Annotated in this window: 16 protein-coding genes; 2 read left to right on the forward strand and 14 right to left on the reverse strand. The window is 45.1% G+C overall.

What is annotated here, in order from left to right; genetic code table 11:
• Positions 1-290 precede the first annotated feature (290 nt).
• The 11 genes from CU633_RS13640 to CU633_RS13690 form a co-directional block, all read right to left on the reverse strand.
• Positions 291-698 (reverse strand): F0F1 ATP synthase subunit epsilon, encoded by a 408-nt coding sequence (locus CU633_RS13640; protein WP_101661150.1) that lies wholly within the window; start codon positions 696-698, stop codon positions 291-293.
• A 22-nt stretch (positions 699-720) separates the two neighbouring features.
• Positions 721-2,142 (reverse strand): F0F1 ATP synthase subunit beta, encoded by a 1,422-nt coding sequence (atpD, locus tag CU633_RS13645; protein ID WP_101661151.1) that lies wholly within the window; start codon positions 2,140-2,142, stop codon positions 721-723.
• A 94-nt stretch (positions 2,143-2,236) separates the two neighbouring features.
• The gene (locus CU633_RS13650; RefSeq protein ID WP_101661152.1) at positions 2,237-3,094 is read right to left on the reverse strand and encodes a F0F1 ATP synthase subunit gamma; all 858 of its coding nucleotides are present in this window, start codon (positions 3,092-3,094) and stop codon (positions 2,237-2,239) included.
• Positions 3,095-3,222: 128 nt separating this feature from the next.
• Complete coding sequence (atpA, locus tag CU633_RS13655; protein ID WP_101661153.1) at positions 3,223-4,731, reverse strand: F0F1 ATP synthase subunit alpha; 1,509 nt, start codon at positions 4,729-4,731, stop codon at positions 3,223-3,225.
• A gap of 24 nt (positions 4,732-4,755) precedes the next feature.
• Complete coding sequence (locus CU633_RS13660; RefSeq protein ID WP_101661154.1) at positions 4,756-5,292, reverse strand: F0F1 ATP synthase subunit delta; 537 nt, start codon at positions 5,290-5,292, stop codon at positions 4,756-4,758.
• Complete coding sequence (locus CU633_RS13665; protein WP_101661155.1) at positions 5,289-5,813, reverse strand: F0F1 ATP synthase subunit B; 525 nt, start codon at positions 5,811-5,813, stop codon at positions 5,289-5,291. The genes CU633_RS13660 and CU633_RS13665 overlap by 4 nt, the downstream gene beginning before the upstream one ends.
• 154 nt (positions 5,814-5,967) lie before the next feature.
• Positions 5,968-6,180 (reverse strand): F0F1 ATP synthase subunit C, encoded by a 213-nt coding sequence (atpE, locus tag CU633_RS13670; RefSeq protein ID WP_023613579.1) that lies wholly within the window; start codon positions 6,178-6,180, stop codon positions 5,968-5,970.
• A gap of 76 nt (positions 6,181-6,256) precedes the next feature.
• The gene (gene atpB, locus CU633_RS13675; RefSeq protein WP_101661156.1) at positions 6,257-6,967 is read right to left on the reverse strand and encodes a F0F1 ATP synthase subunit A; all 711 of its coding nucleotides are present in this window, start codon (positions 6,965-6,967) and stop codon (positions 6,257-6,259) included.
• 6 nt (positions 6,968-6,973) lie between these two features.
• Complete coding sequence (locus CU633_RS13680; RefSeq protein WP_101661157.1) at positions 6,974-7,363, reverse strand: ATP synthase subunit I; 390 nt, start codon at positions 7,361-7,363, stop codon at positions 6,974-6,976.
• A gap of 6 nt (positions 7,364-7,369) precedes the next feature.
• Entirely contained in the window at positions 7,370-7,591 is a 222-nt protein-coding gene (locus CU633_RS13685; RefSeq protein WP_101661158.1) for an AtpZ/AtpI family protein, read from the reverse strand.
• Positions 7,592-7,842: 251 nt separating this feature from the next.
• Positions 7,843-10,092, reverse strand: a complete 2,250-nt coding sequence (locus tag CU633_RS13690) for a S8 family serine peptidase (protein WP_101661189.1) — start codon at positions 10,090-10,092, stop codon at positions 7,843-7,845.
• A gap of 306 nt (positions 10,093-10,398) precedes the next feature.
• Between CU633_RS13690 and CU633_RS13695 the strand changes: the two genes are divergently transcribed.
• Both CU633_RS13695 and CU633_RS22890 read left to right on the forward strand, forming a co-directional pair.
• Positions 10,399-10,827 (forward strand): hypothetical protein, encoded by a 429-nt coding sequence (locus CU633_RS13695; RefSeq protein ID WP_219620957.1) that lies wholly within the window; start codon positions 10,399-10,401, stop codon positions 10,825-10,827.
• 62 nt (positions 10,828-10,889) lie between these two features.
• Positions 10,890-11,027 carry a hypothetical protein gene (locus CU633_RS22890; protein ID WP_180954969.1) on the forward strand — a complete coding sequence of 46 codons (138 nt, stop codon included), beginning with the start codon at positions 10,890-10,892 and terminating at the stop codon, positions 11,025-11,027.
• Positions 11,028-11,099: 72 nt separating this feature from the next.
• Here the strand turns inward: CU633_RS22890 and wecB are convergent, their stop codons facing one another.
• The 3 genes from wecB to glyA form a co-directional block, all read right to left on the reverse strand.
• Positions 11,100-12,248 carry a non-hydrolyzing UDP-N-acetylglucosamine 2-epimerase gene (wecB, locus tag CU633_RS13700; protein WP_101661160.1) on the reverse strand — a complete coding sequence of 383 codons (1,149 nt, stop codon included), beginning with the start codon at positions 12,246-12,248 and terminating at the stop codon, positions 11,100-11,102.
• 18 nt (positions 12,249-12,266) lie between these two features.
• A complete protein-coding gene (gene upp / locus CU633_RS13705) occupies positions 12,267-12,896 on the reverse strand; it encodes a uracil phosphoribosyltransferase (RefSeq protein ID WP_101661161.1) in 630 nt (209 codons plus the stop codon).
• 216 nt (positions 12,897-13,112) lie between these two features.
• Positions 13,113-14,345 carry a serine hydroxymethyltransferase gene (glyA, locus tag CU633_RS13710; protein WP_101661162.1) on the reverse strand — a complete coding sequence of 411 codons (1,233 nt, stop codon included), beginning with the start codon at positions 14,343-14,345 and terminating at the stop codon, positions 13,113-13,115.
• Positions 14,346-14,429 lie beyond the last annotated feature (84 nt).

Consider the following 14,429-nt stretch of genomic DNA (forward strand, 5'->3'; position numbering starts at 1 on the left):
CGCTCGTAAATCTCAAGTTCCGCTCGTAAATCTCGAGTTCCGCTCGTAAATCTCAAGTTCCGCTCGTAAATCTCAAGTTCCGCTCGTAAATCTCAAAGTTTCCGCTTAAGTATTCAAGGTTTTCTTTCGCTTAAATGACCCGATTTATCGCTTAAATATTTTTTTCGGGTTTCCGTAACTGCAGATTGGAGTGTGGAAGGGCATCTATTTTCGAGGAAAAGAGCAATTTTCAGGTGAAAAATCAAAAAAAGTGCCCCAAAAAGAATCCTTTTGGGGCACTTTATGATATTTTATATTTTTCTTTGCGCAACCGATATACGGTTAATCGCACGCTGGAGAGCAAGCTGCGCACGTTTGAAGTCTATTTCTTCCCGTTTTTGAGAATTCAGACGTTCTTCGGCGCGTTCCTTCGCTCTTAGAGCACGATCGACGTCAATCTCTGAAGAGGATTCAGCAGATTGGGCAAGAATCGTTACCTGGTCAGGGCGCACTTCGAGAAAACCGCCGCTTACTGCAACGAAATCCGTTTTGCCGCCGTTCTTTAATCGAACAGCGCCAATTTGCAACGGTGCAACCATGGGAATGTGGCCAGGCAGAATACCGAGCTCGCCGCTTTGAGCCTTTGTACTTACCATTTCCACATCTGATTCATACACCGGTCCATCGGGAGTAACAACACTGCCTTTAATCGTCTTCATTTTTTACCCTCCTGGTCCGTGATTAGACCTCTACGCCCATTTGTTTTGCATTCTCAACAACCTCTTCGATTCTGCCGACGAGACGGAATGCATCTTCTGGAAGATGGTCATATTTACCTTCAAGGATTTCCTTGAAGCCTTTTACCGTTTCTTTTACAGGTACGTATGAACCCGGCTGGCCAGTAAACTGTTCAGCAACGTGGAAGTTTTGTGATAAGAAGAACTGGATACGGCGCGCACGGTGCACGATTAGCTTATCTTCGTCAGAAAGCTCATCCATACCGAGGATCGCAATGATATCCTGTAATTCTTTGTAACGCTGTAATGTTTGCTGTACTTGGCGGGCTACTGAATAATGCTCTTCCCCGACCGTTTCTGGTGTTAAGGCACGGGAAGTTGAAGCAAGTGGATCCACCGCAGGGTAGATACCCATTTCAGAAAGCTTACGCTCAAGGTTTGTCGTTGCATCAAGGTGGGCGAAAGTTGTCGCCGGAGCCGGATCCGTATAGTCATCGGCTGGCACATAAATCGCCTGGATGGACGTAACAGACCCTACGTTCGTAGATGTGATACGCTCCTGCAATTTACCCATTTCGGTTGCAAGTGTCGGCTGGTAACCAACGGCGGAAGGCATGCGGCCAAGTAGCGCGGAAACCTCGGAGCCTGCTTGCGTGAAACGGAAGATGTTGTCCATGAAGAACAGAACGTCCTGTCCCTGGTCATCACGGAAATACTCAGCCATTGTTAAACCTGTTAAGGCAACACGCATACGCGCACCAGGCGGTTCGTTCATCTGGCCGAATACCATCGCTGTTTTCTTGATAACGCCTGAATCAGTCATCTCATGATAAAGGTCGTTACCTTCACGTGTACGCTCACCTACACCGGCGAATACGGAAATACCGCCGTGCTCCTGCGCGATGTTATTGATCAGTTCCTGGATTAAAACGGTTTTGCCTACACCGGCTCCACCGAATAGACCAATTTTTCCCCCTTTAATATATGGGGCAAGAAGGTCTACTACTTTAATTCCAGTTTCAAGAATTTCAACCTCTGTAGAAAGCTGTTCAAATTTAGGTGCTTCCCTGTGGATTGAATCACGGCGTATGTCCGTTGGAAGTTCCCCGTCAAGGTCAATCGCTTCACCCAATACGTTAAATACACGTCCGAGTGTTACGTCCCCTACAGGAACAGAGATAGGCGCACCAGTATCCAATACCTCTACACCGCGTGTTAAGCCATCAGTAGAAGCCATGGCAATAGCACGAACTGTATCATCACCTAAGTGAAGGGCTACTTCAAGAGTTAAGTTGATGTCAACTTCGGATTCGCTTTGCGCTGTATTGACAACTTTTAAAGCGTTATAAATCTCTGGAAGCTGACCGCTTTCGAACTTGACGTCAACAACCGGACCCATAACTTGAAGAACGCGTCCTTTGTTCATGTATTTCCCTCCTATCGTTCTCTATCGACAATGTTAAAGCTGAGACGTTTCTGTTATATTATTGATCGCCGGAAGTACCAACTGTGAAGCGCGGCTACTCCAACGCCGCCGCACCGCCGACGATTTCGGTAATTTCTTGCGTGATTGCTGCCTGGCGTGCACGGTTGTAGCTAAGGCTGAGTGAGCTAATAAGCTCATTGGCGTTATCTGTCGCACTCCTCATCGCCGTCATCCTTGCCGCATGCTCACTTGCCTTGCTGTCTAAAAGCGCACCGTAAATCAAGCTTTCAGCATACTGGGGCAGCAGCACTTCCAATATATCTTCAGCGGATGGTTCAAACTCATAGGATGTAAGCTTTGCAGATGCGGAAATATCGGTTAGCGGGAGAAGCTTCTTCTCCGTTACATCCTGTTGAATCGCGCTGACATAATGGCTGTAATACATATATAATTCATCAAATGTTTCATCTGCAAACATGCCGACCGTTTTGCTTGTGATGTCGTTAATGTCTGCAAAAGAAGGCTGGTCTGCAACCCCGACAATATCGAGGATTACATTCATGCCGCGCTTCTTAAAAAAGTCACGGCCGACTCTGCCGATCGCAATGATCGCATATTCATCAGCGGATTGATGGCGATTTTGAATCGTTTGGAATACATGGCGTATGATGTTGCTGTTATAAGCTCCGGCAAGTCCGCGGTCAGACGTAATCACAATGTATCCTGTCTTTTTGACCGGACGGGATGTCAGCATTGGATGCGAGGCATCCTTGCTTCCCAGCGCGATTGATGCGGTAACTTCCTGGATTTTTTCCATATAGGGAACAAATGACTTTGCATTCATTTCCGCACGGCTCATTTTCGCCGCCGATACCATTTGCATGGCTTTTGTAATTTGGCTCGTCTTCTTCGTTGAAGTAATCCGAGATTTTATATCGCGTAATGATGCCACAGGTTCTCACCACCCTTTATCAAAGAATGTCCGGCTAAAGCATTTGAAGCTTAAGCGTTTAAGAGTTTGTTACAAAAGTGAGGTGAAAATTGCCTTGGCAGCTTTTTTCACCTTTTATAACATTCTCCTTATTCGGATACTGCGAATGTCTTCTTGAATTCGTTGATCGCAGCGGCCATATCGTCATCAGCCGGAAGATCTTTTGTTGTTGCGATATGGTCTAACAAATCTTTGCGGTTGTGGTCCAACCAGGAATGGAATTCAGATTCGAAACGACGAATATCCTCAACAGGAATATCGTCCAAGAAGCCACGTGTAAGAGCATATAGAATCGCTACTTGCTTTTCAACTTTTAACGGCTTATTAATATCCTGTTTTAACACCTCAACTGTGCGGGCACCGCGATTTAATTTTGCTTGTGTTGCTTTATCAAGATCGGAACCGAACTGGGCAAATGCTTCCAGTTCACGGTAAGAGGCGAGGTCAAGGCGCAGTGTACCGGCAACCTTTTTCATTGCCTTGATTTGCGCTGATCCACCTACACGTGATACCGAAAGACCGGCATTGATCGCAGGGCGTACCCCTGAGAAGAACAGGTCTGACTGAAGGAAGATTTGTCCGTCCGTAATTGAAATTACGTTTGTTGGAATATAAGCAGAAACGTCGCCTGCCTGTGTTTCAATAAATGGCAATGCTGTGATTGAACCGGCACCTTTTGCATCGCTCAATTTTGCAGCGCGCTCAAGCAAGCGGGAGTGCAAGTAGAATACATCTCCCGGGTATGCTTCACGGCCCGGAGGACGGCGAAGTAACAATGAAAGCTCACGGTATGCTGCCGCTTGCTTTGTTAAATCATCATAAACAACAAGGACGTGCTTGCCGTTATACATGAATTCTTCAGCCATTGATACACCTGCATAAGGAGCAAGGAATAACAATGGAGCCGGCTGTGATGCGGAAGCAGTCACAACGATTGTGTAATCAAGGGCACCTTGCTTGCGCAAAGTTTCAACAGCGTTACGTACGGTTGATTCTTTTTGGCCGATTGCTACATAAATACAAATCATATCCTGGTCTTTTTGGTTCAAAATTGTATCGATCGCAACAGATGTTTTACCTGTTTGGCGGTCCCCGATAATCAACTCACGCTGGCCACGGCCAATTGGCACGAGGGCATCGATCGCCTTAATACCGGTTTGCAGCGGCTCATGAACAGATTTACGATCCATAACACCAGGTGCTCTGGACTCAATTGGGCGGGTTTTTGTTGTATTAATCGGTCCCATTCCATCAACTGGTTGCCCAAGCGGGTTCACGACGCGGCCGATTAGCTCTTCGCCTACCGGAACCTCCATGATGCGGCCCGTACGGCGAACCTCGTCGCCCTCACGGATTTCTGTATATGGTCCTAAAATAATAATACCGACGTTATTTTCTTCAAGGTTTTGTGCCATACCCATAACGCCGTTTGAAAATTCAACAAGCTCTCCGGCCATGACATTGTCGAGGCCATGAGCACGAGCGATACCGTCACCAATTTGGATAACTGTACCTACATCACTCACATGAATTTCCGACTGATAGTTTTCGATTTGCTTTTTTATCAGCGCACTGATTTCTTCAGCATTGATGCTCATGAATTTCACCCCTATCTACGAATCTTAGCCTAACAATTGACGTTCCAAACGCTCCAGCTTCCCTTTCAAGCTGCCATCGAAAATCCGGTTTCCGATGCGAAGCTTGATGCCGCCAAGCAGGTTGGAATCAACAATATTTTCAATTTGCAATGATTTTTTTCCGACTTTTGCCGCAAATGAAGAAGAGATCGCTTCCCGTTCCTCCTCTGTTAAAGGGCGGACGGAATACACCTTTGCTTCGGCAATTCCTCTTTCGTCATTGGCAAGTCCGATAAAATAATTCGCCACGTCAGCAACATGATCTTCGCGGTGGCGGTCAATCAATAGCATAAGTGTATTTAAAACGTACGTATTTGCAGTAGAAAATGTTTCTTTGATAATCTCTTTCTTCTTTTCAACAGGAAGTTTTGGAGATTTTAAAACCGCATTTAAATCCTGGTTATGGCTGAAAACGTCTTTGACTACACGAAGCTCTTGTTCCATTTGGTCAAGAAGCTGTTGTTCTTTTGCAAGCTGGAAAAGCGCCAACGCGTAGCGTTTTGCTACAGTTGAGTTGCTCATCGCTCTTCTCCTGCCTCTTGAATGTATTCGTTAATGAGCTTTTCCTGGTCTTCAGCGCTTAATTCTTTTTCAATTACTTTGGAAGCAATTAAAACAGATAAGGAAGCCACTTGCTCGCGAATAGCTGCAACAGCTTTTTCTTTTTGCTGCTCAATTTCAATCTTTGCTGCTTCTTTAATGCGTTCAGCTTCTGTACGAGCCAGTGAAATAATTTCTTCACGCTGCACTTCGCCCTGCTTTTTTGCATTTTCAATAAGCCCTTGTGCATCTGTACGAGCTTCTTTCAACAGGCTGCGCTGCTCTTCAAGCAGCTTGTTTGATTCTGCACGGCTTTGTTCTGCCGCTTCAATTTCGTTTGCAATATGCTCTTCACGCTGCTGCATAATGCCCATCAGCGGACCCCATGCAAATTTCTTGAGCAATGCCAACAATATAATAAACATCAATAACTGGAACACAACGTCCCCGAGGTTAAGACCGCCATGAGCAGCCGCACCCAATACAAAACTGCTTGTTAACACCCTCGATTCACTCCCTTCAAGAGTCGTTCAGTTAAGAAAAAACAAGTGCCTGATTGTATATAAATCTGTTTTCCAGAAATCTTTGGACATAAAGGAATGGCGAAGGCTTCATTGAATGATCTTCGCCATTTTGAACTTTATTGTTAACGGATGATTATCCGCCGATTACCATAAACGCAATAACAACCGCGATGATAGGAATCGCCTCAACTAACGCAACCCCGATAAACATAGTAGTTTGAAGCATACCGCGGGCTTCTGGTTGACGAGCGATACCTTCTACTGTACGAGATACGATAAGACCGTTACCAATACCAGCACCGAGTGCTGCCAAACCGATTGCAATTGCTGCTGCTAAAAGACCCATTCTAATGTTCCTCCTTTAAATGTATCGATAAATAATTGTTTTAAACGTTTTGTCCATAAAAAGGACAGGGTATATATTAATGGTCATGGCTCACTTTGTGAGACATATAAACCATTGTTAACATTGTAAAAATAAATGCCTGGATCGCACCGACAAAAATCGAGAATCCTTGCCACGCGAGCGTTGGAATAACAGCGGCTAAATGCCCGCCGACCCCGGTTGCAAGGCTTCCTGCCAATAAGCCGAGCAGAATTTCGCCCGCAAAAATGTTTCCGTAAAGACGGAGGCCCAGCGTAAGAGTATTTGCAAACTCCTCAATGATTTTTAACGGGAATAAAAAAGGCATTGGCCTTAAAAATTCACGGCCATACTCCCTGGCACCCTTCATCTTAATTCCATAATAATGTGTTAAGCCCACTACCATTACCGCCAAGGTCAGTGTTACTACCGGGTCGGCAGTTGGCGATTTCCACCATAGTTCGCCGTCGATGACGACCGAGAATGGAAGACCCAACATATTTGAAACAAAGATATACATAAGCAACGTGATTCCTAGAATATGGAACCGCCCGCCCGTCTTCCAATCCATCGTACTATTAATGATGTTTTTAACAAAATCCATCACCCATTCCATAAAGTTTTGGATACCAGTAGGCTTCATGGCAAGAGTACGAGTGGAAAGTACAGCGATGATAAAAACAATCAAACTTGCAACAGTAATCATTAAAACATTTGCCAAGTTGAAGGTTAGTCCCATAAATTCATGCAATGGAGCTTCATGATGCATCAGTATTCACCTCTTTTCCCGCTTTTTACGTAAATAATAAGAATAAAGAAAAAAATCTATGATCATGACAAAATAAGATGTCATTAATCCCAAAACTACACTGATAAGGTGGAAGTGCTCGGGATACCTCAGCGCTATGATTACGGCAAATGCCGCAGATGCAAGCCGGGAAAAGGAACCGAGCGAGACCGCTTTTTTCCCTTCTGAAACCGCATCCCCGAATTTCCGCACCTTTCTTGCCATCAGCCACAGATTGTAAAGGCTCAAGCTTGTACCGAAAGCCAATCCAAGAAAAATAGATTGATAAGGAGTAAATCCCCAGCCGAGAATATAGACAGCCATTAAATAAAATATGTATTTACGCTGTCTGGCAAACATTTCATTTATTTCCGGCATGGTTGTTTATTCTCCTGAAAAGAAGTGGCGGACCAGGCGAAGCATCGCATAAATTCCTGCTGCCAACCCCAAAAGCAATCCAATAATTAAAAAAAGCGGTTCAGTGCCAAACATCCGATCGAGCCATCTTCCCCCGAAGATGCCAATCAATGTCGAACCGGCTAATTGAGATAGAATGGCGGATGTTAATGCCATTGCTTTAAAAGGGTGACGGTTGTTCTGGTTCATATCAACGCATCCTCGCATTCAGAGAATGGTACTTGGCGGGGGCGATTTTAATAATTTTAGAGTGTGCAGAAGTGGAAAAATAAACTGCACAAGCGTGTTGAAAACCTTATCATTTATACCCTTTGTAAGCATACAATAGGGTTATGTCAATGTCAATTAATTTGGAGTGAAAAAGTTCACAAATGAAAGGGCTAAAATCTGGTATGTTCACACATTTTTCGAAATTTTTCCTCGGAATATTCTTGATTTTTTCAATCATTTCTGCTTAGGTTGCGCGATTCTTTTTTTCCAATTTGAATATAGGCCTCGATCACATCTTCCCTGCCGGCTTTTTTGGCGAAAATTTTCAGTAAATATAATCCGTCAGCAGGGAGCTGCTCAGCTTTCACTTCTTTTTGAATCAAGCCCTTTTTTACGTTCCTTTCCCAATCAAGAAATCCTAAAAAGCGATAATGATCAGGATCAAAGATGGCAATTCCGAATTCTTCGGCCCCGCCTGGCAAATACACTTCGTAGCGGTATGACTGGCTGTCATCCCCGATGACAAAATCAAAGCCCATGATTCTCGGGTACGCTGGTTCTTCCAGAACATATAAATACGGGATCCTGATTTGTTTGGAACCCTGCCGCAAAATAAGTTCCCCATCCTGGATCTTTTCTTTTAATTGCGATGGTTCGACACGCATGGCGAGCTCCACTCTTTTCTTTTGATGCGGAAGCAGATCAAAGGAAAGCGGAATCTCCCAATGAATGCCGGGGGTTTTTTTCGGAACCGAAAAAGAATATTTCTTTACATCTGTACCGGTATTTTCAATGGTTAAGGATGCCTTATGGCGATGCAAGTGTTCAGCAAGCTGAAACTTACCGAATTGGATTGTTCCCGGCATCACAAGCGTTTCATTGTTAATCGCTTCAACCGCCTGAATCCTGCCTGCCCCCTGCTCATATGTTCGGTATGCTTCGCCTTTCTCGTTATAAAGTTTTTTTGCCGTATTTAGTAATGAAGCTTTAATCTGCTCTGGAGTCCAGTTTGGATGAGCCTGCTTGATGAGCGCGCAAACTCCGGCGACATGGGGTGCCGCCATACTTGTTCCCTGCAAAGATAGATATCCTCCCGGAACCGTACTGTTGATCGCTACCCCTGGCGCGACGATATCCGGTTTAATTTCCCATGAATCGGTGACAGGTCCCCTTGAACTGAATTCAGCAAGCAAATCTTTTTCTTCTATTAATATAGCCCGTGAATAAATTTCTTTTTTCTCAAGATGTTTTTTTAGCTGGATTCCTGTTTTTTTCGAAACAGAAACGACTGGAATTGAAACGTTTTCTTCGAGGTTTCCAATGAAATGACCGTCTGTATTGTTATAAATAATCACTGCGGCCGCACCCGCCTTTTTGGCATTCCGTGCTTTTTCGGTAAATGTCAGCTTTCCCCTTTCAAGGAGTACTATTTTTCCTGCCGCATTTTTTAGATCCTTTTCCTCGCCGAGACCGGCAAACACCATTTGCAGTGAACGGTCCAGCTTCCAAACATCTGCTCCTTGCATCGGCTCCATCCTGATTTTCTTCGCTGATCCCTCAAGCAATAAATAAGGGATCTTCATCGGCGGAGTGGAGGCCCCGACCGAAATCGCTTTCGATGCTGTACCCGGGGAACCGACCGTCCATATCCCGGGTCCGGAGTTGCCTGAAGAGGTGACAGCTGTAATCCCATTTTCAACGGCTTTATTTAAAGCGAGGCTGATGGGGAGGTCCGGTCCGTTCACATTGTTTCCGAGTGACAGGTTCAATATATCAACACGATCTTTGATTGCTTGCTCAATTGCGGCGATTATTTGCTCAGTTGTGCCTCCGCCGCCGGGGCCAAGCGCGCGGTAGGCGACGATCTCCGCCTCTGGGGCCACTCCTTTAAACCTGCCATTCGCAGCAATCACCCCCGCAACGTGAGTGCCGTGCAGCGTGCGTTGACGCGGTCCGCCTTGCGATTCCATCGGATCATGATCCCCGTCAATAAAATCGCTCCCGCCGCGATAATTTCTCCGCAAATCCGGGTGAGTGTAATCCAGTCCCGTATCAATTACGCCAACGGTAATTCCTTTCCCGGTTAACCGTTCATTTTTCGCATCGAAAAGCCCCCGCACTGCCTCACCGCCAATCATTTTAATGTTTTCTTCCGTGTTGACCGTGTACGCCTGGACTGGTGAAACAAGCGAAACGGCTTGTTGTTTCGCTAACTTTTCAAAGGAATGGACATCACCTTTTACGGAAAACCCGTTCAATGTATGTTTAAAAATATGGCGGAGCTCCAGGTCTGGAAATTTCGCTAACAATCCTTCGATATCGCGTTTTGATTGTGTGTCTTTGAGGACGACGATGGCTATGTTTGTTTGCCCCGGATCGTCTTTTGGAATAGGTGGATGTTCGAGTATTTTTGACTGGCTGGCAGCCGCAGCGGCTATTAACCAGATGAAAGTGATTATCGAGGCCATTTTCCTGACCATCATTGACCCGCTCCTTTTTCAATAGAGTTTTCCGGGGATGGTCGAATTATGCAGGGTATAGATGTCGGGAATGATACTTGTTGGAGTCCTGTTTCGTTTCAAATAATTAATGGTTGGACTTTTTGCTTTAATTGTTGCAATCTGACATCTGTTTAAAGGTAAAATCTCTATTTTTAATTCGCTATTTTCGCTCAACCTTTTGCCACGAAATTGCAGTATAAAAAGCTAAAATGGGTTTAAGAAAGTGTACATTGTGTACACTATGTGCATAATATGTTAATATAGGAGGTGAAAGGAGAGATGCTCATGCAGGGAACACTTAATGCCACTGATGTGCGAAGACACTGGAGCCAATTTAACGATGATATCGTTAGAGAAGGTCCTCGTTTTGTTAAACGAAATCGTGATAAGTGGGTGGCAGTTAGTTCAGAACATCTTAAAGCAGCTTTTGCCACATTTACTTTTGATGCCGAACTGCTGCATGAAGAAGATGGTTCTGTTACAGCGACTCTTAAAGGCTTCGATTTAGTAGAGAATGGCGAGACAGAAGAAGAAGCAATTGATTTATTAACAGAAGAATTAATCGACTATGCGAATGAGTATCAAGATAATTTTAAATCCTATTTTCAAGCTCCTAATAGACACGATCACTTCCCTTATATTATGAATGTTTTAGTCCAAGATACTTTCGAAGAAGTTAAGTCCCTGATCCGATGCCCAGTTGAAGAGAAATAGAACGTTTCTGCCGCAGAGACGGCTGGAAAGAGTATAAACAGAAGGGTCATCATATTTATTTTATGAAACAGATGGATGATGGCACTTTAAAGAGGACAAAAGTTTCAAGAGGTACGGGAGAAGTGAGAGGACATTTGTGGAAAGAAATTTTAAAGAAACAACTTCAAGTAACAGAAGAATATTTTAATGATAAAAAATAGCTTTCTAATCCCAGAAGGATTTTTGTATTTATTTTTAGGCTGGCCCCATCGTTCAGGCCAGCCTTTGTTTGTTTATTCGGGTTTATAATCGGCAGGACGCTCGGTTGTTTGCTTGAAATAGTAGCGGATTGCGTCACAAATTCGGGCTGAAGCATGTCCGTCACCATACGGGTTTATTGCTTTAGCCATTTTTTCATAGGAGGAAGGGTCGGTTAATAGCTCGGTTGCCATCTGATAAATCGGTTCTTCTTCAATGCCGGCCAGCTTAAGCGTTCCAGCTTCGATTCCTTCCGGCCGCTCGGTTGTATCCCGCAAGACGAGAACCGGAACACCGAGAGATGGAGCTTCCTCCTGCACTCCCCCTGAATCGGTTAATATTAAATGGGCTCTTGAAGCGAAATTATGAAAATCAATAACATCAAGAGGCTCGATTAAGTGGATGCGCGGATCATTGCCAAGAATTTCGGCAGCAGTTCCGCGGACGGCAGGATTTAGATGGACCGGATAGACAACCTGCACATCTGCCTGCTCTTCGACAAGCCGCTTGATCGCCCTGAACATATTTCGCATCGGTTCGCCAAGATTTTCGCGGCGATGGGCAGTCAAAAGAATCAAGCGGTCATTGCCAAGCTTTTCGAGAACCTCATGATGATATTCCTCTTTCACCGTTGTTGCCAGGGCATCGATTGCCGTATTGCCCGTCACAAATATGTTTTCGCCTTGCTTGTTTTCTTCGAGCAGGTTTTCGGCCGATTTAGCAGTAGGAGCAAAATGAAGATCGGCCATCACTCCTGTCAGCTGGCGGTTCATTTCTTCAGGAAAAGGCGAGTACTTATTCCACGTTCTCAGGCCGGCTTCAACATGGCCGACAACAATTTGATTGTAAAACGCAGCAAGGCTGGCAACAAACGTCGTTGTTGTATCGCCGTGAACGAGGACAATATCCGGCTTCACTTCCTTCATCACTTTATCAAGGCCTTCCAAACCTCTTGTTGTTACATCAATAAGGGTTTGCCGGTCTTTCATGATATTCAGGTCATAGTCCGGTTTAATCTGGAAAATATTTAAAACTTGATCAAGCATCTCCCGGTGCTGGGCTGTAACGGTGACGACCGATTCAAACTGCCCGGGCCGCTTTTTCAGTTCAAGAACAAGGGGAGCCATTTTGATTGCTTCGGGCCTTGTACCGAAGATCGTCATTACTTTAATGGGACGGTTCATTACTTACACCTCTTTAGATTACTTCGTTCCAAACAAACGGTCGCCGGCGTCGCCTAAGCCGGGGACAATATAGCCATGGTCGTTAAGCTTTTCATCGAGGGCGGCAATATAGATATCGACGTCCGGATGCGCTTTTTTCACTGCTTCAACGCCTTCCGGAGCAGCGATTAAACACATGAATTTAATATTTTTCGCACCGCGCTTTTTGAGGGAGTTGATGGCTTCAATAGCAGATCCGCCCGTTGCAAGCATCGGATCAACGACGATAAAATCTCTTTCCTCAACATCACTCGGAAGCTTCACATAATATTCGACCGGCTTTAATGTTTCCGGGTCGCGGTACAGGCCAATGTGGCCAACCTTGGCAGCGGGAATCAATTTTAAAATACCGTCGACCATGCCAATTCCGGCCCGCAAGATCGGAATAAGGCCAAGTTTTTTACCGGATAAAACTTTTGATGTTGTCCTATTGACCGGTGTCTCAATTTCAATGTCCTGCAAAGGCAGGTCACGGGTGATTTCAAACGCCATCAATGTGGCGACCTCATCGACAAGTTCACGGAATTCCTTTGTGCCTGTTCCCTTGTCACGAATGTATGTAAGCTTATGTTGAATGAGCGGGTGATCAAAAACATATACTTTTGCCATAACAATCTCCCCTTTTCTTCTCAATGTCATTTTATGTTTCGCCTGTAGCTAAAAATCCTTCTACACACTTCGTCTAATTTTACAGAAAAAACGCAAGTTGAGCAACTCGGGCCGGAAACTGTAAAAGAAACGTCATAATTGCCCGGTTGCATTGGTGGCCACCTTTTGAAAAAAAGAGCCCGGCCCTGCTTTAAACGCAGAACCGGGCTTTCTTTTTTAATAAAGTTGAAATTTTTTAGTTAAATTAAGGACGCGTTGTTTTGCTTCCTCAAGCTTTTCAGCGTCTTCATGATTTTTTAGGGTGAACGCAATAAGCGAGCCTATTTCGTCCATTTCAGCGAGGCCAAATCCTCTCGATGTAACCGCTGCTGTCCCGATCCGGATTCCGCTTGTTACAAATGGGCTTTCCGGGTCAAACGGAATTGTATTTTTATTAACGGTAATCCCGACTTCGTCAAGAACTTTTTCGGCTACCTTCCCGGTGATCCCGAGTGAACGCAGATCCAATAGCAGCAAATGATTATCGGTTCCGCCTGAGACGAGGTCGAGCCCTTCGTTTTGCAGCTTTTCCGCTAAACGCTTCGCATTTTCAACAATATTTTTTGCGTATTCTTGAAAGCTGTCCTGCAGCGCTTCACCGAATGCGACCGCCTTCGCTGCGATCACATGCATTAGCGGACCGCCTTGAATGCCCGGGAAAATGGATTTGTCAATTTTCTTGGCGAACTCTTCTTTGCATAAAATCATGCCGCCGCGAGGACCGCGCAGTGTCTTATGAGTCGTAGTGGTCACGAAATGTGCATGCGGGACGGGATTTGAATGCAGTCCTGCCGCAACGAGCCCGGCAATATGGGCCATGTCGACCATCAGGTACGCACCGACTTCATCGGCAATCTCCCGGAATCGTTTAAAATCAATTTCGCGGGGATAGGCGCTTGCACCGGCTACAATCAACTTCGGCTTATGCTCGCGCGCTTTGGCAAGCACATCATCATAATCAATGCGCTGTGTTTTTTCGTCAACACCGTACTCGACAAAGTTGTATTGGACGCCGCTGAAATTAACCGGACTTCCATGCGTTAAATGGCCGCCATGTGAAAGATTCATTCCCAATACAGTGTCACCGTGTTCCAAAATTGTAAAATAAACAGCCATATTCGCTTGCGCGCCTGAGTGCGGCTGGACGTTGACATGGTCCGCACCGAAAATTTGTTTTGCCCGGTCACGGGCCAAATCTTCGACAACGTCTACATGCTCACAACCGCCATAGTAACGGCGTCCCGGATAACCCTCTGCGTATTTGTTTGTCAACACGGAGCCCTGTGCTTCCATGACCGCCTCACTGACGAAATTTTCTGATGCGATTAATTCAATTTTTGTCCGCTGCCGCCCGAGTTCATCCTGTATTGCTTGAAAAACCTGTTCATCCTGTTGTGCCAAATGCTTCATCGTCATCCTCCTTTGATCAACCGAACTTTAAGTAAAAATATGTACTGCAAACACGGCTTATTTTGAAAATTCTTTTATATTCTA

Origin of the sequence: Bacillus sp. V3-13 (assembly GCF_002860165.1) — a bacterium.
Classification (GTDB): Bacteria; Bacillota; Bacilli; order Bacillales; family Cytobacillaceae; genus Bacillus_BJ.